The 21149-nt window shown below is 73.1% G+C and carries 18 protein-coding genes; 7 read left to right on the forward strand and 11 right to left on the reverse strand.

What is annotated here, in order from left to right; genetic code table 11:
- Positions 1-223: 223 nt before the first annotated feature.
- The 11 genes from Dvina_RS51680 to Dvina_RS51730 all read right to left on the reverse strand — a co-directional run bounded on the left by Dvina_RS51680 (position 224) and on the right by Dvina_RS51730 (position 13661).
- Positions 224-520, reverse strand: coding sequence for a hypothetical protein (locus Dvina_RS51680; RefSeq protein WP_223099553.1), 297 nt, complete (start codon positions 518-520; stop codon positions 224-226).
- A 103-nt stretch (positions 521-623) separates the two neighbouring features.
- The gene (locus tag Dvina_RS51685) at positions 624-1484 is read right to left on the reverse strand and encodes a hypothetical protein (protein ID WP_223099554.1); all 861 of its coding nucleotides are present in this window, start codon (positions 1482-1484) and stop codon (positions 624-626) included.
- A gap of 158 nt (positions 1485-1642) precedes the next feature.
- Positions 1643-2083, reverse strand: coding sequence for a hypothetical protein (locus Dvina_RS51690; RefSeq protein WP_223099555.1), 441 nt, complete (start codon positions 2081-2083; stop codon positions 1643-1645).
- 248 nt (positions 2084-2331) lie between these two features.
- On the reverse strand, positions 2332-3111 hold the full coding sequence (locus Dvina_RS51695; RefSeq protein WP_246655870.1) for a hypothetical protein: 780 nt from the start codon (positions 3109-3111) through the stop codon (positions 2332-2334).
- Positions 3112-3691: 580 nt separating this feature from the next.
- The gene (locus Dvina_RS51700; RefSeq protein WP_246655871.1) at positions 3692-4573 is read right to left on the reverse strand and encodes a replication-relaxation family protein; all 882 of its coding nucleotides are present in this window, start codon (positions 4571-4573) and stop codon (positions 3692-3694) included.
- Between the two features lie 563 nt (positions 4574-5136).
- A complete protein-coding gene (locus Dvina_RS51705) occupies positions 5137-7704 on the reverse strand; it encodes a type IV secretory system conjugative DNA transfer family protein (RefSeq protein ID WP_223099557.1) in 2568 nt (855 codons plus the stop codon).
- Positions 7701-9503, reverse strand: a complete 1803-nt coding sequence (locus tag Dvina_RS51710; protein WP_223099558.1) for a VirB4 family type IV secretion system protein — start codon at positions 9501-9503, stop codon at positions 7701-7703. The genes Dvina_RS51705 and Dvina_RS51710 overlap by 4 nt, the downstream gene beginning before the upstream one ends.
- Positions 9500-10492 (reverse strand): PrgI family protein, encoded by a 993-nt coding sequence (locus tag Dvina_RS51715; RefSeq protein ID WP_223099559.1) that lies wholly within the window; start codon positions 10490-10492, stop codon positions 9500-9502. Before Dvina_RS51715 ends, Dvina_RS51710 begins: the two co-directional genes overlap by 4 nt.
- Complete coding sequence (locus Dvina_RS51720; protein ID WP_223099560.1) at positions 10489-11421, reverse strand: TrbL/VirB6 family protein; 933 nt, start codon at positions 11419-11421, stop codon at positions 10489-10491. The genes Dvina_RS51715 and Dvina_RS51720 overlap by 4 nt, the downstream gene beginning before the upstream one ends.
- Before the next feature lie 7 nt (positions 11422-11428).
- Positions 11429-11767, reverse strand: coding sequence for a pilin (locus Dvina_RS51725; RefSeq protein ID WP_380027626.1), 339 nt, complete (start codon positions 11765-11767; stop codon positions 11429-11431).
- Positions 11768-12629: 862 nt separating this feature from the next.
- Positions 12630-13661: a hypothetical protein gene (locus Dvina_RS51730; RefSeq protein ID WP_223099561.1), complete on the reverse strand. Its 1032-nt coding sequence runs from the start codon at positions 13659-13661 to the stop codon at positions 12630-12632.
- Between the two features lie 1007 nt (positions 13662-14668).
- Between Dvina_RS51730 and Dvina_RS51735 the strand changes: the two genes are divergently transcribed.
- The 7 genes from Dvina_RS51735 to Dvina_RS51765 all read left to right on the forward strand — a co-directional run bounded on the left by Dvina_RS51735 (position 14669) and on the right by Dvina_RS51765 (position 20954).
- Positions 14669-15847 carry a hypothetical protein gene (locus Dvina_RS51735; protein ID WP_223099562.1) on the forward strand — a complete coding sequence of 393 codons (1179 nt, stop codon included), beginning with the start codon at positions 14669-14671 and terminating at the stop codon, positions 15845-15847.
- A 112-nt stretch (positions 15848-15959) separates the two neighbouring features.
- Complete coding sequence (locus Dvina_RS51740) at positions 15960-16874, forward strand: TRM11 family SAM-dependent methyltransferase (protein ID WP_246656704.1); 915 nt, start codon at positions 15960-15962, stop codon at positions 16872-16874.
- Positions 16871-17806, forward strand: a complete 936-nt coding sequence (locus Dvina_RS51745) for an adenine nucleotide alpha hydrolase family protein (protein ID WP_246655872.1) — start codon at positions 16871-16873, stop codon at positions 17804-17806. Before Dvina_RS51740 ends, Dvina_RS51745 begins: the two co-directional genes overlap by 4 nt.
- A complete protein-coding gene (locus Dvina_RS51750; protein WP_223099563.1) occupies positions 17803-18426 on the forward strand; it encodes a DNA cytosine methyltransferase in 624 nt (207 codons plus the stop codon). Before Dvina_RS51745 ends, Dvina_RS51750 begins: the two co-directional genes overlap by 4 nt.
- The gene (locus Dvina_RS51755; protein ID WP_223099564.1) at positions 18395-19210 is read left to right on the forward strand and encodes a hypothetical protein; all 816 of its coding nucleotides are present in this window, start codon (positions 18395-18397) and stop codon (positions 19208-19210) included. Before Dvina_RS51750 ends, Dvina_RS51755 begins: the two co-directional genes overlap by 32 nt.
- The gene (locus tag Dvina_RS51760; protein ID WP_223099566.1) at positions 19207-20400 is read left to right on the forward strand and encodes a DNA-methyltransferase; all 1194 of its coding nucleotides are present in this window, start codon (positions 19207-19209) and stop codon (positions 20398-20400) included. Before Dvina_RS51755 ends, Dvina_RS51760 begins: the two co-directional genes overlap by 4 nt.
- Positions 20400-20954: an XF1762 family protein gene (locus tag Dvina_RS51765; protein WP_246655873.1), complete on the forward strand. Its 555-nt coding sequence runs from the start codon at positions 20400-20402 to the stop codon at positions 20952-20954. Before Dvina_RS51760 ends, Dvina_RS51765 begins: the two co-directional genes overlap by 1 nt.
- Positions 20955-21149: the final 195 nt, after the last annotated feature.

Below are 21149 nucleotides of genomic sequence, written 5' to 3' on the forward strand. Positions count from 1 at the left end.
GATGCGCGGGTGCGCGGGTGGCCGGGCATCGGCCAGAGGTCGTGCGGTTGGGCGCGCGGCTCAGCGGCCGGCGTCGCGCCAGGTGAGGTCAGGCGGGGTCACGGCCGGGAGCGGCTGTCACCGTGTGGGGCGGCAGCTGGGCAGCGCCGGGCTTGCTCGTCCGGGGCTGTGCGTCGCCTACGCGGCGATGCGGTGCGGCCGGCCGCAGTCAAGCGGTCGCCGATCAGTCGACGACGTAGATGGCGTTGCCGTCGGCGTCGCGGGCTTGGCGCAGCTGCAGCGGCGACACCGGCTGGAGCCATTCGCGACGCTGGTTGCGCCACTCGAGCCCGTCACCTCCGAGGGCCGCCATGGCGAGCCGGTCCGGCCAGAATCCGTCGATGATGACGAATGCCTGATTGGGCGGGGTGTCGCGGTGCACGTCGTCGTCGCAGCGCACGGTGACAATTTCACCGGGATCGAGTGGCCGGTCGGTGGCCGGCGTCTCGGGTGCGCGTTCGGGTTGATCTGGTGTGGTCATGGCTGCCCTTCCGGCGGTGATGGAGCCGGGCGCGGCCAGATGGCCGGCCCGGAAGTTGGTGCGGGTGGCCGGGCAACGGCCGGGTCGTGCGGTGCGGGTGCGCTCAGCGGCGACGCAGTCGCGCGACGTGTGGGGTGATCCGGAGCCGCACCTGGGTGCGCAGCGGCAGCCGCGCATCGACGACCTGCCAGCGCCACAGATACGCGCCGACGGCGTAGAGGCCGTCGCGGTCGGGGTGGCAGCGGTCGACTTCGACGTAGCCGACCTGGGTGCCCTCGTCGGTCTCCTCGAGCAGGACGAGGACATCGCCGTCGAGGCGCAGCACCGGCAGCTCACCGGGCATGAGCCCGGCGCGCACGACGGTGCTGAAACCGGCGATCATGGCGGTGACGGCGTCGCGATCGAACCGGGCGATCGCCGACCCCTGGTCGGTGGTGTAGCGGTCGGCGACCAGGGCCGGGTACCGCAGCGGCAGCAGCCCGGTGGGGTATTCGACGACGGCCGGTCGCCAGCGGGCACCGGCCGGGACGAGTTCGGTGCGGTGGTCGGTAATGCGGACCGCGTCGGCGAAACGCAGCGGCGGGGCGTTGCGGTCGAGCGCGACCCAGTGCTGCTCCAGCCAGCTCGCGGCCCGCAGCATGTCGATCAGGGGCCGTTGATCGCCGCTGGTGTGGCGCGTCGGCAGGTAGCCCAGCACGCGCCGGCTGGTCGGGTTCGCTGCGTCTGCGGTGGGTCGCCAGGTTCGGGCATGGACGGTGTGTTCGGTGCCGGTTCGGTCGTACCAACCGGGCACGCCGTTGGAGGTCAGGACGGCATGGTCGTCGGTGCCGGTCAGGATGAGCGCTGGGCCGTCGGGGCCGAACGCGGTGACCTGTGCCCGGGTGACTCGGTGCTCGGCGCAGCCGTCTGCGTGGCTGGCCAGGCGCAGGACGTCCTCAAGGCGAAACCACCAGTGATCGTTCATCGGGAACTCCTTCATGGGGGCGGCCGGACGGCCGGTGATGGACAGGACATGGGCGGACGGAGGCTGGGACGAGGGCGGGTGAAAGGGGCAAAGGGCGGCCGTTCGCCGGCCGGGCTTGGACGCGCGCCCCGGCCCGAGGCGCCGGGCAGGACGGGGGTTCAACCGCAGGCGGGCGCTTGGAGCTCGCCGCCGGGGTGGCGGCGGGCGACTCCAAGCACGACGTTGTCGGCGGAGAGGGTGAGGGTGAACAGGTCGTGGTTGGTGGCTGTCGCGCGGAGCCGGCGCAGGACCGGTTCGGGGATCGGGAGTGCGGTCAGCAGTTCGCCGGACACGCCGGTCATTGCGTCGCGGGCTGTCGGCGGGGTGCCGGGTCCGTAGCCGTCGGCGTAGACGGCGCGGATGCCGTAGGCGTGCGGCTCGCCTGCTGCGGCGTCGAGCTGCGGCAGGCCGTTGGACAGCAGATAGATGCCGTCGTCGGCGGCGAGCAGCAGCGCCGGTCCAGGCGGTTCGCCGGCGGCCGGTGGTGCGCTGGACGGTGCCGCGGCGGCGTGCTCGGCGAGGACGAGCACCTCGTCGAGCGGGAAGATCAGTTCGGGCATGGGCAGGGTTTCCTCCGTGTCTGGGTGTTCGCCGGTCGAGCGGCGAAGGCGGGTGGGCGCCGCGCAGCGGCGGGCGTGGGCGGCACGTTGGGGTGGACCGCTCAACGTGCGCCGAGCGCCTTCGGGCTGCAGTGGTTGGACCGATCGGTTGGTGGAGCCGGTCGGGCAGCACACGCGTTGCGTCCCCCGGGTACAGGGATGCGGGTTGCGTGGGCTGGCCCGGCCGGGTCCGTGGTGCGGGTTGGTGTTCAGAGGGCGACGGCGAGCAGCCGCTGGGTCTCGTCGATGCCGGCGAGGTAGCGGGTTGCCTGCTCGAGGTAGGTCACCCGGTGGGCGAACGCGTCACTGGCCGGGGCCAGCCGGGTGCCGTCGGCGGTGATGACCGTGTCGGCGGCGAGCGCCGTGGTGGCGCAGTAGTGCTGGTAGGCCACCGGGCCGGCCTGGAACATCTCCAGTTCGCGGAGATTGAGTTGGCCGGCGCCGAAGGTGACGGCGTTGTGCATCCGCATCGCGATGACGCGGGGTTGGTTGTTGTACCGGTTGATGGCGTCGGCCATCGGCAGCTTCGCCGGGTCGGCGAGGTGCTGCTGCAGCAGTTGCGGCCACGGCATCGCCGGGCGGGTGCCCTGCACGACGCGGGACCACACCTGGTAGCGCACCCCTGCGCCGAGTCCGGCGGCGTGGCGCATACCGGCCAGGTCGAGGAACCTCGCGGGTCCTCCGGCGCAGTAGATCGGCTGGCCCTTGCGGGCGTCGACGAGCTGGCTGCGCTGCCACATCCACATGCTGGGGGTGGCCCAGAAGCGGGGTGACAGGGTGCCGGTGACACCGAAGTGCTTGTCGAGCTGGCGGCTGTTGAGCGCCTCGCTGGGCAGCTCGTCCGGCACGCAGACGATCATGACCTTGACGGTCGGGGTCGGCGTGGCCGGGACAGTGCTGGTGGCACTGGCGACCGGGTTGGCGGTCGAGCTGCTGGCCGGGTTCGCGGCGGTGGTCGAGTTCGCCGGGATGGCGCGCTTCTTGGACATGAGGGGTGCCTCCTTGAGGTTTGGGCGCCGGATGGCGCGCGGAAGTGGCCGGCCCACGGGGTGCATGGGTCGGCTTGGGTGAACGGGTTGGGTTGGTGGGCGCTTGGGTGCGGCGCCGCGATGTGGTGCAGATGAAGCGGTGGAACGAGGTGGTCCTGGATGGTGCTGGGTGGTTGGTGCGACCTGGGTCGCCGCATCGGGTGCGGGTACCGACCGGCCGGTGAAGGCGGGTGGGTGACAGGCACCGGTCTGGTGCGGCGAGGGTCCGAGGTGGGACCGAACCGGGTGGAGCGATATATGAGGTGTGATGTATTGCCGTGAACGGTAGCGACCTCCGCTCACAGACCAGCTCGGCCGAGGTACGGCCCCGGCAGCGGGGTTGACGTGCGCTGTGAGCGGTTTGTGAGCGGACGGCCGCGTCGTGCGTGGTGCCGCTGTGAGACGACACCACGCTCACAAAGGATCTTGTGGGTGCCTGTGCCTGGCCGCGGCCACGCACGGGCCGGTCAGGGCCAGGCGGCGACCGGCTACGGGCTGGGCCGAAGGTCGGCCCGTTGACCTGCGCTGTGAGTGCGTGCTGTCAGTCGCGGTGACGGCCGGGGTTGGTGCCGGTGCGGGGGCCGTGGTCGGAGGGCAGTTCGTGCAGCCGCCGGCGCCGGCCGGGGCTGGCGGGCAGGTCGGCGGCGAGGGTCCAGACCCGCCCGGCCGGGTCGGGGCCGTGCACGGCGGTGGCGACCGGCATCGGTGTGCGGACGCCGGTGAGCAGGCGCAGCACGTTGGCCTCCCGTTCGGCGGACGGCAGCCACAGCAGGACCGGGTAGCGGGGGCCGAACTCGGCGAGGCGGGCGTAGCCGCGCAGCTTCGCGACCACCCTCGGCAGGTCCTCGGTGCCGCGGTCGTGCTCGAGGAAGAACCCGACGCTGCGCGTGCCGGTGTGGTCGCGGGCCTGCCAGATGCCGTGCCCGTCGGGGCGGATGTTCGCCTGGGCGTAGACGTCGGTGGCGTGCTGCTCGGACCACCAGCGCACCAGCCGCGCGTCTGGTGTGCCCAGCGCGCTGCTGTGGCGGGCGGTGGTGAGCAGGTCGATGAAGAACTGGTTGACGCCGAGCAGGTGCGCCGCGGTTGCCGACACGGCGATCCGCCGGGCCAGTTCGATTGAGGTGCGCGGCGCCTTGGTGTGCCTGCCGTCGGGGTCGATGTAGGCGTCGGGGTGCAACTGCAGCCCGACCGGGCCGAGGGTGTACAGGTACGGCACGGCGGTGTTCTCGGCGTTCGGATACGCGAAGCGGTGCACCACCCCGAGGCGGTGCAGCGTCGTCAGGCGTCGCTGCGCGACCCGCCGGCTGTCGAAGAACGCCGCCGCGATCTGCGGCGTGGACAGCAGGTAGTGCTCGGCCAGCAGGGCCAGCAGCGCCCGGTCGCGGGGCACGATCCGCCGGAACACGGCCAGGGACTCAGACATCGACGACACCACCATCGGCGGGCACGTCGTCCGGGTCCGAACCGAAGCGCACAGCACCCGGACGCGAAGCGCCGGAACGCATGGAAGCGAGCTCACCGCGAGAGAGAGCCGGGAGCAAGGTGGAGAAGCCGTGGCTGGTCGGACCGAGCACGTGAGCGCCGCCATCGGAGGAACCAGACGAGCAGCCGGGGAACGAGCGCACGGAATCGGAAAGCACGTCGGACAACGGATTAGGCGCGGAACCAGGAACAGAACGACAAACGGAATGGGAACGGATCGAGTGAGAACGGTCGTCGGACGACATGGGTACTGGTACTCCTAGGGGAGAAGGAATCCCTCGTTTGCGAGGGGTGTCTGGCAGGTCAAGGGAGCCGGACCGGCCGCTGTCAGGCGCACGTGCTGCACTGACAGCGCAGGTCAGGCATGGTTCGTGGTGTCGTGGCGGGACGCGGGAACGTCCCCCACCGCGATCAGGTCGACGACCACCTGTGCGACACCCGCTGACAGCGAGGTGTCGCACTGGGACGTCCGGCGCCGGCGACGCGCTGCGGGGGCGGTGACGGTCAGGCTCTGGACTGCTTGGGCCGGCCCTGCCGACCCTGCTGGCGCTCGCCACCGCTCTTGCCCCCGTTGCCGCCTGGCTGCTTGGGTTGGGACAGCCGCTCGACAAGTTCGTCGATGGCGCTGGTGTCCTGGACGGGCACCGCCGCGGCGGCGGCCTGCCGCAGGGCGAGCGCCTCCCCCACTTCCGGTTTCGGCGGCCTGGTGCGCATCGTGAACGCCGGCGTCTGCCGCCCGTTCACGACCAGCCGCGCGGCGGCCGTGTACGCGTCGAGGTGGGACAGGTCGTGCTCGTCGAGCTCCGGCAGCGTGTGCCGGCCCAGCACCCTGGCGTCTTCCGGCGCCACCGTGAAATAAATCTTGTTACGGGCGTTCGACGACGCTGCGGCGAGGAGGTCTTTCGGGAACTGCGCGAGGTCCTGGTGGGCCAGCACCAACGAAAGCCGGTACTTGCGGGCTTCGGCAAGCATCGTGTCCAGCGAATTGGCCAGGGTGAGGAAGTTCTGCGCCTCGTCGATGATCAGCGTGGCGTCGCGACGCCGGTCGGGGGCGATGGTGGCGCGGGCGGTGGCGGCCTGCCACACCTGCGCCAGGACGAGGGAGCCGAGCAGCCGGGTGGTGTCCTCGCCGAGCTGTCCTTTCGGGATGCGCACCAGCAGCGCGCCGCCGTCGAGGACCTTGCCCATGTCGAAGCTCGAGCGCGGGAACCGCATCGTCTTCTTCACGAAGTCGCGCAGCAGGAACGCCCGCAGCCGGGCCAGCACGGGGCCGATGACCTGGGAGCGCAGCGCGGGGTTGAGCTCGTCGTACCACTGCCAGAAACCGCTCAAGCCGGCCGGGTCGTCGAGGTCGACCGTCATCGCCGACCGGAACTGGGCGCTGTTGAGCAGCGGCGGGATGTGCTGCAGGGTCACGTTCGCGTGCCGCAGCAGGGTCAGGCAGGCGACCCGCATGACGTCGTCCATCCGCGGCCCCCACGCTTTGGCGAAGATGTTGCCGAAGATGGACACGAGGTTGTCCACGACGAGGTCGGGGTCGTCGCCTTCGAGGGGGTTGAGGCAGGGCGGGTTCGGCTGGTCCGGGTCATAGATCACAAGCCGGTCGCCGACGCTCGCGGGGAGCCGGTCGAGGATGTCGGTGACCATGTCCCCGTGCGGGTCGATGACAACCGTCCCGCGGCCCGCCTTGATCTCGTCAACGGCCATGTTGACCAGCAGGGTGGTCTTGCCGGAGCCGGTGGAGCCGACGACGTGCAGGTGGTAGCGGCTGTCGGTGACGGACAGGCCGACACCGTGGCCGCCGACCTCGGCGTCGCCGAGGACCTTGATCCCGCGCCCACCGCCGGGGACGGCGACCGGGGCGGGCATCGGCTTGGCCCGGGCGCGGTCCAGGCCGGGCACCGCGAGGTCGCGCGGGAGGGCGGCGAGGGCGGCGAGTTCGCCGCCGTTGACGAGGAACCCGGCGCCGAGGCGCCGGGCGGCGACCACGGCGACCGGCTGCGCCATCCGGGCCCGGTGGGCCAGGCGGTTGCGGGCTGCGTACACGGCGAACGACGAGGCGACCGCGTCGGCGATCCCGCGCAGCCTCCCCTCCGGTGTGGATCCGCCACGCTCACTGGTGCTGGCCAGGCAGTAGCGGATCCCAGCGGTCCACAGCGGCTGCGCGGTCTTGTCGAGGATCGCGCGGACGTCGCGTTCGACGCCGGGATCCCGCCGTGACGCCGCCGGGGCGCTGCCGCCGCCGGTGCGCGGGGTGCGGGAGAGCCGGCCGGGCATGAACTCCTCGAGCAGCCACAGCGCCGGCGCCGCGGGGTTGACGACCGGCGTCGCCGTCTTGCCGTCGCGCAGCCGCCCGGCCGCCCGCCGGGCCCGCGCCGCCCGCCGCGGCGGGGCCGGGCGGGCGAGGACCTGCACACAGGCGTGCTCGCCGGGGCGCAGTTGCGCGCCCGCGGCCATGAGCGCGCGGAGCGGGTCGGCGTCGAAGTCGGTGTTGAACGGCAGCCACTCCGCCGCCTGCGGCAGCAGGTGCCCGCCGGTGGCCGGTGCCGCCTCCAGCGGGATCGGCGGCGGGGCGTCGGGTTCGGTGGTGCAGGCCGCACCGGGCCAGGCGGCCCGGATCGCGGCCTCGACCGCGCCGAGCGGGACGGTGCCCGGCACCCACACCTGGATGCGCAGCTGCCGGCCGGTCCAGGTGTACTGCCACACCACGTGCGGGTTGCCGTACACCAGCCGCCGCTTGCGGGAGGGCGTCAGGACGCCGTGCAGGTTCGCCCACAGCGCGGCGGCGCTGTGTTCATCGACCTCAGGCGGGGGCGCGATCGTGATCAGCCGGGCGTCGGCGGCGTGGTAACCGTGCCGCCACCCGTCGAGCAGGTTCCGGCCGGCCACCCAGACGACGAGGAGCGTGGCGGCGACGGCGAGCAGCCACGGCCGCCCGGCGGCCCAATGGACCGCGTCGATCAGCCACGCCGCGACCGGGGAGGGTGGAGAAACGAAACCGGCGCCCGGCCCGGATGGGCTGGGCGCCGGTGACGGCGACGCGAGGAGCACGATGTCGGGTGGCGGGCTCACAGCAGGTCCTCCTCGTCGTCGAGGTCGAGCAGCTCGCTCGGCTTCGTCGTGGCGAGGGTGTGCTCGGACGGCGATGCGATCGACTCGAACGCCGTGCGGTTCGTCCCCGAGATCAACAGGCCGTGACCGGTCCGGGCGGACAGCAGCATCCGCCGCTCTCCGACCGTGAGCCCGAACGCGTCACCGACGGCGTCGATCGCCTGCGGGGCCTGCTTGAGCAGGATCTGTGTGGCCGCGTTGGACACCACGGCCATGCCGAGGTCGGTGCCGAGGACGTCGGCGACGTCCTGGGTGATCACCGACAGGCCGGCGTTGCGCTTGCGGCCGGCCTTGGACATGGTGAACAGGAACCGGGCGCCTTCGCCGTCGCGCATGAGCAGCCACGCCTCGTCGACGACGACCAGGCGGCGCACGGCGAGGCGGCGGCTGCCGGGGGCGTCGACGCTGCGCCAGATCGAGTCCAGCGCGAGGAGCGTGCCGACGGTGCGCAGCTCGTCAGGCAGGTGCCGCAGCGACCACACCACGAGGTGCCCGTTGGGGCGGGTGGTGGTCGGGCCGTTGAACAGGTCGGCGAACGACCCGTCGACCCACGGCGCCAGCCGGGCGGCGAGCTGCGTCGCCGCCGGGTCGCCGTCGGCGCGGAGCGCGGCGGCGAGGTCGGCCAGCAGCGGGGCGGGCCGGTGGTGGGTGGCCGGGTCCGGGGTGATCCCGGCATTCCGGTAGGTGGCGAGGATCGCCCGGTCGAGGGCGGCGCGTTCCTGCGGCGGGGGCTGGTGCCCGAGCAGCACGCTGATGAGGGTGTGCAGGAACAGGCCGCGGCGGGTGAGGACGTCCGGGCGGGTGTCCCCGACCGGCAGGTCCAGGGGGTTGATCTTGACGCCGGGCTGGCCGAGCCGGACGACGGTGCCGCCGACGGCGTCGGCGAGGCGCAGGTACTCGTCTTCGGGGTCGACGATCGACACGACGACGCCCTGGTAGAGGTTGCGCAGGACGTCGAGTTTGACGAAGTAGCTTTTGCCGGCGCCGCTTCTGGCGAGGACGACGCTGTTGTGGTTCTCCTGCGCCCACCGGTCCCACCACACGATCCCGGAGCTGTCCGGGTTGAGTCCGTACAGGACACCGCCGGTCCGGAGCTCGTCGCCGGGCAGCGGCGCCGGCAGGTCCGCGGAGGCGAGGGGGAACGCCGCTGCGAGGGCCTGGGTGTCCATGGTGCGCAGCATCTGCAGGCTGTCCGTGGCCAGGGGCAGGGTGGTGGTCCAGCCGGGCAGGTGCCGCCACGTCGCGGGCTGCACCTCGATGAGCGTGGACGCGGCGGCGGCTTTCACCTGCGCGCACGCGTCGAGGAGCTCGGTCTCGGTGCGGGCGTGCACGGTCAGGTACAGCCCGACCCGGAACAGCTTCGCCGCGCCCCGGGCGAGGCGTTCGGCGAGGTCGGCGGCATCTTCGGCGGCGGCTTCGACATAGGGGTCGGTGAGCTTGCCCTTCTCGGCGTCGGCGCGGCGGGACGATTCGAAACGGGCGCGCTGGGTGCGCAGCCGTTTCGCCGCGACCGGCGCCGGCAGCGGGTCGATGTGCAGGGCGAGGTCGAGCCGGCCGGGCCAGGACAGGAGGGGTTCGAGCCAGGCGGGGCCGACCTCTGCGGGGTAGCCGGTGACGACGAGGGTGGCGGCGTAGCCGTCCCCGACGCGCAGCATCCGCGGGGTGACCTCGACTGAGGCGGGCGCGACGGCCGCCGCCAGTCCCGCGGTGGGCGGGGTGGCGGCGGCCGGCGCCTTCGGGGTGCGGGTCCGCAGTTTCATGACGGTGGCTTTCTGAGGGTCTTGGGTGCGGCCTTCTTGGTGGCCTTCTTGACCGGCTTGGTGGCCGGGGTTGCGGTGATGACCGCGTCGGGGGCGGCGAGCCCGCCCGGCCGCGGTGGCCGGTACGGGTCCGCGGCCGCGGCGAGCGCAGCGGTCACCGCCGGCCCGTCGAGGGCGCGGGTGGTGACGCCGAGGCCGGACAGCGCGCGGACGGTCTCGTCGGCGCGGCGGCGTGCGGCGTGCTCGCCGCGCTCGCCGGAGCTCGCGCGGGTGACGATGAGGACCTGTCGGCGCAGCGGATCCCGCCGCTCGGCGAGCTCCGCGAGGAATTGGGCGTGGTCGGTGCACGCCGACGCGAGCGCGGGGTGCGGCAGCCGGTCGGCGGCTTGGGCCGCCGTACGGGCGGAGGAGGCGAGGTCGACCGGCTGCGCGGACACGACGATCTGGGTCGGCGTGGCGAGGCTGTTGAGCCACCGGCCGAACGTGTCGATCAGCGCCGCCTGCTCGTCGGCGGTGCGCAGGGCGAGGTTGACGCTGGTCGCGGCGACCATCGCTGCCTTGGCGCCGCCAAGGCTGATCTGCCCGTCGTCGCCGATCGCGTCGGCGGGCAGTTTCAGCGGCGCGGGCAGCATCACCTTCGTCGGTGGGGCCTGCACCCAGTCGGGGACCTTGGCGGTGGTGTCGGTCGTGGTCAGCGCCCGTGGGCTGCGGGAGTGCCGCAGCCCGGCGAGGATCCACAGGTCCATCGGCAGCCCGTCGCGGCGGCCGACGGCCAGGCCGAATACGACGCCGCCGAGGACGACGGCGCAGCCGAGGAGTACCGGGATCGGCAGGAGGGTGTGCAGGGCGTTCCAGGCGCCGTAGCCGATGAGTGCGGCGACGGCGAGGATGGCCAGTTGCCGGAACGTCAGGCCGTAGACCACTTTGTCGGGGGCGTCGACGTCTGCCGGCATGCGGGCGCGGACGACCTCTTCGTCGCGGCGGCTCATCGGGCCACCGCCCTGACCGCCTTGCCGAGACCGGGGACGTTGCGGGTGATCTGCTGCACGATCACGACCCGCACGATCGTGCCGAGCATGTTCGGTCGCTGTCCGCCTGCGGACAGGAAGCGGCGCATCAGGCCGGGGATCTTCACCGTGGTCCACAGCAGGACCATCACGATGAACAGGTTCATCATGCCGCCGGGTTCGAGCGTGCCGATCCCGAAGACGGGCAGGAAGTGCTCGCTGTCCAGCAGCATCCATTGCCCGGCGTAGAGGGTCATGCCTTGCCCGACGGGGATGGCGAGGGTGACGCCGTAGGAGCGCCACCACAGCCGGGCGGCCGGATCGGTCTGCGGCAGGGCGTGGCAGGCCAACGCCAGCGGTGCGATGACGGTCAGGATCAGCACGGCCGCGAACCGGGTGATCATCGAGAAGGCGGTCGAGCCGAGCAGGATCAGGATGATGACCGCGCAGACGCAGAACAGCATGCCGGCGCTCTTGTCGCGGGCGGCGAGCATGTGGGTCTTGATCGCGCCGATCGCTGAGGGGCGCAGCTCGCCGTCGCCGGCGAGGTCGTCCTGCACGAGTGCGGCGGTGAGCGCGTTGGCGAGTTCGATCATCTTGGCGCACCACAGCTGGCTGAAGTGCGAGGCGATGAACCCGACGATGCAGCGGGGTACGAGGTCTTTGGCGGTGTAGCGGGCGCGTTCGTCGCCGCCGGCGGTCATGGTGAGCACGCCGGCGGCGACGAAGAACAGCACGAAACAGATGTCGACGATCAGGACCGACCGGCCGGTCAGGGCCTGCACCTGCGGCAACGTCGTGACGTCCGGGGTCTTCAGCAGCGCGTTGGTGATCACGCCGATGAGCCCGTCGAAGCAGGCCAGGATCGCCTTGGCGAACCAGTCGATGATGCCGTCCAGGAGCCAGCCCATAGTTCGATCAGCCCCCGACGATGCCCTTGACGACCTCGAGCAGGATCGGCGCGAGGACGGCCAGGCCGTAGCCGATCAGCGCGTTCTTCAGCGCGCCCTTGGCCTTGTCGACCTGGGCGGGGTCACCGCCGGCGGTCGCCCAGTACACGCCCGCGAGGACGAGGAACAGGGTGGCGACCGCAGCCAGGATCCCCATGACCCAGGTCTGCAGGTTGGCGATGACGACGGGCAGCGTGTTCGCCGCCAGGACGACCGGGGCGCCGGGGTCGGCCGACGCGGCCGACGGCACTGCAAGCAGCGCGATCGCCGCCCCGGCGACGGTCGCGGTGGCGGCCAGCGCCCGCACGACGGTGCGGTGGCCGCGCTGGACGTGCTGGTCAGCGGTCGCACGTACCGCGTTCTGCGGCGCGGCGACGGACAGGGGCGTGGACAGTGCGGTGAGCGGCTCGGACGCGATGACGCTCGACGCGTCGACGGAGAAGTTGGCGGCCGGGCGGGTGGAGGGGTTGGTGGAGTGCGGGTTGTGGGCACGCGGGCGTGCCCGCTGGATGCGGGACATGGTTGGGGTCACCTCCCGCCCCGCACGCCGACGCGGGCCGGCGCGTACGCGCGGGCCGGGGTCAGGGCGTGCGGGGCGATTGCTCGAAGCAGCGGACGGATGAGGCCGCCGCCGAGCGGGATCCCGATGTGGTGCGAGTGCCGGTGGGTGCAGCCGCGACGCGCTCGGGGCAGAGCGCGTCCTCCCTTACGGGTCGGGGTGGGATGAGGTGTCAGCGCATCACGATGGCGCGGCACCCGGGTGCGTGCGGCTGGCACGGGCACCCGCGACCGGGGATCGCCCGGCGGCGGGCAGAACCCCGATGGCGAAGGCGGGCCGCGGAAGCGGTCCGGCCGGAGGAGTCCTGCACCCCCCTATCCGGGTTTGTGTGCGGTGGCGAACGCCCCCTGCCGCTCACAGCCGCTCACAAACGGCTCACAGCACCGGCGGCCCGCCGCTCACAGCACCCGCCCACTCACACCGCGACCGATGGCGACTTGTCCGGGGGTGGAGCGCACGGCGTCGCTGCCACACCTGCACCCGGAGCGCAGCGACGCGACGCACAGACAGCGAGCGGGCCGTGCCGCCGCACCCGGGTCAGGGGTGTGGCGGCACGGCCCGTAGTGACTGGTATCTCGACCGTGCGGCGTGTGCTGCTGGCCGGCCGGCGTCAGCAGGCGGCGGCGAGCTGCATCGGCGCAGCGCTGGACACGGGGCTGGGCACGGGGCTGGGTGTGCGGTTCGGGTCGGCGGCGACGGCGGTGCGGGTTGCCTGGCGGTGTTCGGCCTGGCGGGCCAGGGCCTGCTGGGCCTGCGGGGAGGCGGTGCCGGTGAGGATGCCGTCGGCGAGTGCGCGGGTGAGGCGTTCGTCGACGCGGCGCAGCCGCATCCGCAGCGCGTCGACGGTCACGTCGAGGCGGGCGGCGATCGGCTCGATCGCTCGCCGGCCGAGCCGGGTGTCGATGTAGGGCTGTTCGTCGCCGGGGTCGAGCAGGCCGAGCTCGACGGCGCGGCGAACGAGGAGGTCGGGGTGGCCCCAGGGGCGGTGCGGGGTACGGGGGCCGGCCGGGATGGCGTCGATGTCGTCGACGAGGACGACGTCGCGCTGCTGGGCGACCAGGGCCAGTCCGGCGCGCTGGGCGGCGCGGCGCAGGCCGGCGTACGGGGCGGGTCTCGCCGTGTCGACGGTGTCGCGCAGGGCAGTGAGGAAACCGGTGAGGACTTCGGCGTCGACGTCGTCGGGGTCGCCGCGCCAGCCGCCGGCGACCAGGTCGGCGGCGGCGCGGACCAGGGCGGGCAGGGCGAGAGCGGTCGCGGCGACGACCCAGGCCGGGCCGTCGAGGCGGGCGCGGGTGATCAGCTCCCGCCAGACCGCGTCCAGGGCCGGCCAGTCCCGGCGGTGTTCGGCGAGCCAGGTCCGCAGGTCGGCGAGGTTGATCGGGCCGGCCGGGACGCCGAGGGCCGGGTCGAGGTGGGACAGGTCGATGCGCAGCGGATGCGGCTCGCTGGTCAGCGCGGTGAACGCGGCGTCGACGCACGCGAACGGCGACGACGGCCACGCCCCGCCGTCGCTGGCGGCGTCCGCGATGTCATCGGCGGCAGTGCCAGCGGTGCCGGCGAGCGGCGCCGTGCCGATGTCATCGGGCACGTCGCGGCTGGTGTCACGGTCGGCGCGGTGGGCGGCGGTGGCGGACACAGTCATGTCACAGCTCCTATGACAGTGAAGTTCGTGGATTGACACCGGCGACATGTCACGGCGGCGTCCGAGAGCGCCAGTACGCCAGACGGCGCTCACGTGGCGCCCACAGTGCTGCTCAGGACACGTGCGGACCGCCGTCGGCCGTCGTGTCACCGGCACGGCGGCGGTCGTGTCACACGATCTTTGACATCGACTGTGATCGTTGACATTTCGTCGTGTCACAGCACCCGAACTGCGCATTGACACGCCGGAAGGGCTGTGACACGGGGGCGGCGGTGACCGTGTCACGGCAGCGGCGGCGCCCGCGCCGTCTGGCCAGGCGTCGCACGCGGTGGACTGCCGCGCCGCTCACAGTCCCTCACAACCCGCCCACAGCCGCGACGGCGGGGAGCCCGCCGGGATTGGGCGTCATGCCGGACGCGGCGTTGTGACAGTGAAGATCACCGATTGACACTCCATCCAATGACAGCGACGAATGTCGATTGACACTGCCGATGTCAACGATGCCCGTCGATGACACGACCGCGGCGCCGCGGTCGACGCCCCGCCGTTCCATAGCGCCGTCATCGGCTCGATCCTGACGATGTGACGCCCGAACACCGGCGACCTGTCGCTTTCCCGGACCAGCCAACCGCGCGGCCAACGCGCCGATCCGGCCCAGGGGGCGGTGGGGCGCGACGCGCCTTTTCGGTCCGGCTCAAGGCGCGGGGTCGCGAGCGGCTGCGACAGCTGTGTGTGCGAGCGCCGGGCCGCTGGTGATCCTGGGCGTCGCCGGTGTGAGCGGGTTGTGTGCGGCTGTGTGCGGGCGGGGCTTGACAGAAACGGCCGCTGTGAGCGCCGCCGTGCCGTTGCCCGTCACGTTCGGTTGCTGTGAGCGTGCGCAGCGCTGCTGTGTGTGGGGTGTCGGTCACTGTGAGCGGCTGTGATCGGGAGGGGGCGTTCGCCACGGCTCACAGATCCGGATAGGGGGTTGTCAGCGCTTCCCGGCGCGGCGCGGAGCCGACAGTCACATGACGACGCACCCGCCGCACCACTCCAACCACCCCACCAACTCCGAACCCGCCACCGGGCCCGACGTCGAGCGCGACGCCGCATTCGACGGTGACGACGACGGCCGCCCGCTGGTCGACCTGGTCGCCGGTGACCCGCCGGTGCCGATCAGCGTGTGGCGCACCGCCCGCGCCGGCGGCGACCACGGCGCGTCCATCCCGGCCCGGCTGGCGCGGCGGCTCGTGGCCGCCTACAGCCGGACGGGCGAGGCCGTCGTCGACCTGACCGACGACCACGCCCTCACCACCGCCTGCGGCGCCGGCGACCGGCGCCACCACCGCGCGTGGTTCACCGACGTCGCGTCCCTCATCATCGGCCCCGCCACCACCGGCGAAGGCGCGCACGACGGCGTCGACGACGAGACCGACACCGACATCAAGGCCGCGACCGGTCGGCCGCTGCACCACGGCGCCAGCCCGGGCCGGTCCGTGCGCACCGGCCCGGCCGGTGACGAACCCGGCATCGACGACATCGGCGAGCTCGCCGATGTCGAGCCGGTGTGGGCGCTGGCCGACTGGTTCGGTGACGACCTCACCGACCCGGACCTGCCGCCCGCCGACGGTTCGGTCGCGCCCGTCGCGCCGGTCCCGGACGGTGTGTCGCTGTCCGGGCAGACCAGCCTGGTCGTCGCCAGCTGGCCCCTCGACCCAGACCCGGCCGCCGGCCGGGTCCGGCTGGCCTGGCTGCTGACCGCCTGCCGTGAACTGCTGCGGCCCGGCGGCTGCCTCGTCCTCGTCGTCGCCGTGCCCGCCGGGCACCCGGCCGCAACGACGGGGGATGCGGCAGGTCGCGGCGTGACCCCGGAGGACTTCTCCCCGATCGTCGACGCCGCGGCCCGCACCGGGCTGGGGTACCTGCAGCACATCGTCGCCGTCTCCGCCGACATCGGCGGCGAGCACGGCGACACGTTCGTCTACCACGTCGACGACGAGGAGCTGCTCGCCCTGTCGAAGGCCCGCGCGCAGTCCGAGGGCCAGACCTGGGCGGTGGCGCATCTGCGGGTGCACGCCGACCTGCTGGTCTTCACTCCCAGCCAGGTCCCGCCGGCCCGCACCCGCCGCCGCACCACCCGCTCTGGCGGGGACGGCAGCAGCGACGGTGGCGGGAAGGGTCGCGAGGGTGGTGGCCGACGTGGCTAAGACCCGCACCGTCATCGCCGCCGCCGACCCGGACGAGCCCGGCCGCGACCACCCCGAGCACCGTGGGGAGCCCTCCGGCGCCCCGGCCGACGGCACGGCCGACCTTGCCGCGCTGCACGCCGCTGCCGCCGCCGCGGCGCGGTTGTCGGTGTGGGCGACGGCGCAGCGCACCGGTCCGGTGCAGCGCCGCGGCCGGTATGTGCCGGACTCGACCGCGCATCCGGCGCGGATGCTGCCGGCGATCGCCGCGCACGCCATCGACGCCTACACCGACCCGGGCGACCTCGTGCTGGACCCGATGTGCGGGATCGGGACCACCCTCGTCGAGGCGGTCCACGCCGGCCGGGACGCGCTCGGGATCGAGTACGAGTCGCGGTGGTCCGACATCGCCGACGCCAACCTGCGTCACGCCCGTGAGCAGGGCGCGCCGGGACGCGGCGGGGTGATTCGCGGTGACGCCACCGCGCTGCTGTCCCTCGTCCCGGCCGCCCTGGCCGGGCAGGTCGCCCTCGTGGTGACGTCGCCGCCGTACGGGCCGACCGTGCACGGGCACGTCGCCGTCGGTGACGAGCTCGACATCCGCGACAACCGCTACAACGACGGCACCGACAAGGGCAACCTCGCCTACCGCGACCTGACCGGCCTCGCCGACGGGTTCGCGGAGATCCTGCGCGGCTGCGCGGTGCTGCTGCGCCCGGGCGGGACCGTCGTGGTTACGGCCAGGCCGTGGCGCAAGCGCGGCGAGCTGGTCGACCTGCCCTCGGCGGTGATCGGCGCCGGGATCCGCGCCGGCCTGGTGCCGACCGAGCGGTGCGTGGCACTGCTCACCGCGGTCCGCGACGGGCAGCTCGTCGCCCGGCCATCGTTCTTCCAGCTGCAGTCGGTGCGGCGGGCGCGGGCGGCGGGCACGCCGATGCACCTCATCGCGCACGAGGACGTGCTCATCTTCGCCAAGCCGGACGCCGCACCGAACGACGGCGACGGCGACCGAACGTCCGCTTCGGACGATCCCGGAGGGCGCCGATGACCGTCCGCCACCGCTACCTGTCGCTCGGGGCCGGGGTGCAGAGCTCGGCCGTGTTGCTGCTCGCCGCGCGTGGCGAGATCCCGCCGTTCACCGCGGCGGTGTTCGCCGACACGGGCTGGGAGCCCTCCGCCGTCTACAAACAGCTGGACCGCCTGGAGCGGATCGCCGTCCCGGCCGGGATTCCGGTCGTTCGGGTGTCGGCCGGCAACATCCGCGCCGACGCACTTGACCCCGCCCACCGCTTCGCCTCCATGCCCCTGTTCACCCTCGGGCCGGGTGGCGAACGGGGTATGGCGCGCCGGCAATGCACCTCCGAGTACAAGATCAAACCGATCAAGGCGGAGGTACGCCGACGGCTCGGCTACCCGCACCCCGCGCGGGTGCCGACCGGTGTCGTCGCCGAGATCGCCATCGGCATCTCGGTCGATGAGGTCCATCGGGCGCGCGACGCCGACGTCGCCTACATGCGCAACGTCTTCCCGCTGCTCGACCTCGGCTGGCGGCGCGGCGACTGCGTGACCTACCTCGAGCAGCACGGTCTGTCCGGTGTCGGCAAGAGCAGTTGCCTCGGTTGCCCTTTCCACGATGATCATTTCTGGGCGTCGCTGTGGGCCGGCAGCCCGGCCGAGTGGGCCGACGCCGTCGCGTTCGACGCCGCGATCCGGCACGGCTCGGCCCGGGCCAACGCCGACGGGCACCCGCTGCGCGGGCAGTTCTTTCTGCACCGGCAGCGGGTGCCGCTCGACCAGGTCGTCCTGCGACCGAAATCGGCCATCAGCGACACCGGCGACGGTGATGGTGACGCTCCGGGGTGCGGGCCGTGGACCTGCCCGCACCCCAGCGACTCCGCCACCGAACCGGCCACCGAGGCCCCCGCCGAGCCGCTCGCTGGCCGAAGCGATGGGCGCGACGGCGTGCGGGAGGTGGCGTGAGTGCCTATCCCACCGGCGCCGCGTCCGGCCACAACCGCACAGCCCGAGTCCCCGGCGCCGCCGGCGAGTATCACGGCGGGCCGCGGATCGGGTCGTTGTGCACCGGCTACGGCGGGCTCGACCTCGCCGTCGAATGGGTCCTCGGCGGCCAGCTCGCCTGGTACGCCGAAACCGACCCGCACGCCCGCACCGTCCTCACCGCCCGCTGGCCCGACGTCGCCAACCTCGGCGACATCCGCACCGTCGACTGGGCCACGGTCGAACCGGTCGAGATCCTCACCGCCGGGTTTCCGTGCCAGGACATCTCGAATGCAGGGAAGCGCGCCGGGATCACCGGCGAACACTCCAGCGTCTGGACCGCCGTCGCTGACGCCGTTCGCCACCTTCGACCACCACTCGTGTTCGTGGAGAACGTCGCCGCGCTCCTCCGCCGAGGCTTCGACGTCGTCCAGGCCGACCTGGCCGAGATCGGGTACGACACGCGCTGGCAGTGCCTACGCGCGTCCGACATCGGCGCCGCCCACCGCCGCGACCGGCTGTTCCTGCTGGCCGCCGACCAGCACCGGCTCAGACCAGGTGCCGGCAAGGGTGCCGACGTTGCCGACGCCCTGCGCCCGTGACGGGCGCGGTGTCGGCCTACCGTACGGGCTGCCCGACCTGATCGAGCCCGGCGGTACCCGCCATCACCTGCTGCCTACCCCGACCGCGGTGCCGTACGGCACCAACCAGTCGCCGTCAGCGGGCGCGGCTGTTCGACCCAGTCTGGACAGCCTCGCCCGCGGGCAGTTGTTGCCGACCCCGACGGTGGCGGACAGCCGATCCTCGGCCAACGCCACCGCCGGGCGGACCGTCCCGCTCGTCGGGCACGCCGGCCGGACGTTGACCGACGCGGCGCGGCTGCTGCCCACCCCACGGGCCACCGACGGCAGCAAAGGCTGCCCAGGGCAGCGCGGCTCGCACGGCGATCTCACCCTGCCGTCGACCGCGGTGCGGTTCCTGCCCACACCTCGCGCCTCCGACGGCCACGGCGCCAACCACCACGGCGACGGCGGGGAAGACCTGACCACCACCATCGCCGGGCTGGCCACCGAACCATCGGCGCAGCTCGGCATGCTCGACGAAGGGCGCTGGGGCGAGTACGCCACCGCCGTCGCCCGCTGGGAACTGCTGCTCGGCCGGCCGGTGCCGGACCCGTCGCAGCCCGGCAGGCACGGCAAACCCGTGCTTGCGCCGCCGTTCGTCGAGTGGCTGATGGGGCTGCCCGAGCTGTGGGTCACCGACCCGCAGCTCGGGCTGCCCCGCACCCGCGCCCTGCGGGTCCTCGGCAACGGCGTTGTCCCGCAGCAGGCCGCCGCCGCGCTGTGCCTGCTACTGGACACCCAACGCTGGGCGGTGCCGGCATGAGCACCGGCCCGATGACGTCGCCGTCCGACGGCGATGCTGCGTTGTCCGGGTACGAGTACCGGCGCGCCGCCCCGGCGGCGCTGTATCTGGGCGACGCCGCCGAGGTGCTCGCCGCGATGCCGGACGCCAGCGTCGAGTGCGTCGTCACCTCACCGCCGTTCTGGCAGCTGCGGGACTACGGCACCGGCCGCTGGAGCGGCGGCGACCCCGGCTGCCCGCATCGGGTCCGAACGCCCGCGGCCGGGACGCGATGCCCGGCCTGCCAGGCGGTGTGGACCGATCCGCAGTACGGCCTGGAGGCCACCGTCGAGGACTACGTCGCGCGGCTGGTCGCCGTGTTCGACCAGGTGTGGCGCGTCCTCACCCCGACCGGCACGGTCTGGCTCAACCTCGGCGACAGCTACGCCACCGGCGCTCGCCGTACCCGCCCCCGCGTCGATGACGCGGGGGTGGGCGGCGGACCGCTTCGTGGTGCGGCTGCTGGTGGTGAGCTGGCGGCGAAGAACCTCAACGGGGTGCCCTGGCGGGTGGCGTTCGCGCTGCAACGTTCCGGCTGGTGGCTGCGCAACGCGATCATCTGGTCGAAGCCGAACCCGATGCCGGAGTCGGTACGGGACCGGCTGACCGCCAGCCACGAACTGCTGTTCCTGCTGACCCGCTCGCAGCGGTACTTCTTCGACCTCGATCCGATCCGGGTGCCGCTCGCGCGGCCCCACGCCGCTGACGGCAGCCGGGTCTTCGGCGGCGCCCGCAAAGGCGCCACCGGCGGGGTCGGGTCGACCGCCCGCCGCCGCGGCAGCCGCTACGGCAAGCACAATCCCGGCGGCAAGCAGCCGGACGGCACGCAACCGGCCAAGGCCAGCGGCAGCAACCTGGTGCCGCTCGGGCACGCCCACACCGCCGCCAACGTCCGGGGCCGCAACCCCGGCGACGTGTGGACGATCGCGACCCGCCCGTACCACGGCGCACACGTCGCGCCGTTTCCGATCGACCTGCCGCTGCGGGCGATCGCCGCCGGCTGCCCCGCCGGTGGCGTCGTGCTGGACCCGTTCTCCGGCGCGGGCACCACCGGTCTCGCCGCCCTGCAGCTGGGCCGCCGCTACCTCGGCGTCGACGTCAACCCGGCGTTCCACGACGAAGCATGGCGGCGGCTCCGCCCGCACCTGCCGCCCGACGACAGGCCGAGCTGATGGGCGACACGAACCTTGGTACGGAGATCAGTACGGAGATCAGCACGGACACCGTCACCCACGCCGTTACGCGCACCGTCGAAGACTCCGTCGCGGTGGCCCGGCTGCGGCTGCGGCTGGTGCCGGTCACCTTCGCCCAGGCATGCGCATTCGTCGAGGCCCACCATCGCCACTATCGCCCGCCCCGCGGACACAAGTTCTCCGTGGGCGTCGCCATCGGCGACCAGCTCGTCGGGGTGGCGATGGTGGGCCGGCCGGTCGCCCGGCTGCTCGATGACGGCCACACCCTCGAGGTGGTCCGAATGACCACCGACGAGACGCCCAATGCGTGCTCGAAGTTGTACGCCGCCGCCTGGACCGCGGCCAAAGCCCTCGGCTACCGCCGCCTGATCACCTACACCCAGACGGGCGAGTCCGGCGCGAGCCTCCGCGCCGCCGGCTGGCACATCGTCGCGCAGCTACCACCCGCACCGGGCTGGTCCAGACCCAGCCGCCCCCGCACCGACCACGGCACCGCCGGCATCGCCCGCCAGCGGTGGCACGCACCGACTTGATCACGCCGCTCGATCGCGGCCCGTTTCCCGAGGTCCCCCGCGCGCCTCGTGCTGTATCCGCAGCGCCGGCGCGCGGGCGTGGCGACCGCCACCAGCTGGACCTTCCTCGACGGCTACGGCGACGCTGAGGGGGACGGGGGGCACTACCTCGACTTCTGCTTCGACGAGGATCCCAGCGTCCTCGGCGTTGGCATG

It is taken from the genome of Dactylosporangium vinaceum, assembly GCF_019904175.1.
In the GTDB taxonomy this organism is placed as follows: Bacteria; Actinomycetota; Actinomycetes; order Mycobacteriales; family Micromonosporaceae; genus Dactylosporangium; species Dactylosporangium vinaceum.